The sequence below is a fragment of the Nonomuraea sp. B1E8 genome (assembly GCF_039871515.1).
Lineage (GTDB): Bacteria > Actinomycetota > Actinomycetes > Streptosporangiales > Streptosporangiaceae > Nonomuraea.
In genome coordinates, this window is record NZ_JBDPLS010000047.1 from 1 (window position 1) to 1,241 (window position 1,241).

Below are 1,241 nucleotides of genomic sequence, written 5' to 3' on the forward strand. Positions count from 1 at the left end.
TTGACATCCTCCCCCTCCTGAAGGAGGGGGATTCCCACGGTCGCCCGTGAGGGTTCCTGCTTCATCGCCGGTTGCCCGTCCGAGAGGATTCTCGTTGAGGTCTTACACCAGCTCCACAGGCGTTTCAGCTCTCCGCCAGCCCGGCGGCGAGCACGTTCTGGGCCGCGTTCACGTCCCGGTCATGGGCCGCGCCGCAGGCGCACTGCCATGCGCGGGCGTGCAACGGCATCTTGTCCTGCAAGGCTCCGCACGCCGAGCACAGCTTGCTGGAGGGGAACCAGCGGTCCACCGCCACGAGCGTGCGCCCGTACCAGGCGGCCTTGTACTCCAGCATGGAGCGCATCTGGCGCCAGGAGGCGTCGGAGATGGCGCGGGCCAGGCTGTGGTTCTTCACCATGTTGCGGACGGTCAGGTCTTCCACGGCGATCACTTGGTTCTCGCGAACAAGCCGTGTCGTGACCTTGTGCAGGTGATCCCTTCTACGGTCGGTGATGCGGGCGTGAACGCGGGCCACCTTCAGGCGGGCCTTGACCCGGTTGGCCGACCCCTTCTCCTTGCGGGCGAGAGCCCGCTGAGCCCTGGCCAGCTTGCGCCGGTCGCGGCGCTCGTGACAAGGATTGACGATCTTCTCGCCGGTGGAAAGTGTGGCCAGCGCCGTGATCCCAGCGTCGATCCCCACGTTGTCCGCAACGGGCGGCAGCGGGCTGATCTCCTCCTCGACCAGCAGGGACACGAACCAGCGCCCCGCAGCATCCTTCGACACGGTCACCGTGGACGGCTCCGCACCCTCAGGAAGGGGGCGCGACCATGCGATCGCCAGCGGGGCGTCCATCTTCGCCAGCGTCAATCGGCCCTCGCGCCACCGGAACGCCGACCGGGTGTACTCGGCCGACGCCCGCGACTTCTTGCGGGACTTGAAGGTCGGGTACGTGGCCCGCTTGGCGAAGAAGTTCGCGAACGCGGCCTGGAGATGGCGAAGCGCCTGCTGAAGAGGGACCGACGACACCTCGGACAGGAAGTCATATTCCCCGCTGCGCTTCCACGCCGTGAGGGCGGCCGAGGACTCCACATAGGAGACGCGACGGCCTTCCAGCGTGTAGGCGCGGGTCCGTTCTTCCAGGGCTTTGTTGTAGACGAGGCGGACGCAGCCGAATGTCCGGGCAAGCTCGGAGGCTTGCTCGGGGGTCGGGTAGAAGCGGTACTTGTAGGCCCGCTTCACGATCCGCGCCATGCCTCACATC

At 67.0% G+C, this 1,241-nt stretch carries 1 protein-coding gene; it reads right to left on the minus strand.

Annotated elements, in window-relative coordinates; genetic code table 11:
• Window positions 1-124: 124 nt before the first annotated feature.
• Window positions 125-1,231: an RNA-guided endonuclease TnpB family protein gene (locus tag ABGA98_RS45625; RefSeq protein ID WP_347624741.1), complete on the minus strand. Its 1,107-nt coding sequence runs from the start codon at window positions 1,229-1,231 to the stop codon at window positions 125-127.
• Window positions 1,232-1,241: the final 10 nt, after the last annotated feature.

What these genes read in the sequence shown, in the direction of transcription:
- ABGA98_RS45625 (WP_347624741.1), bottom strand. Translation starts at nt 1,231, where the DNA reads ATGGCGCGGATCGTGAAGCGGGCCTACAAGTACCGCTTCTACCCGACC.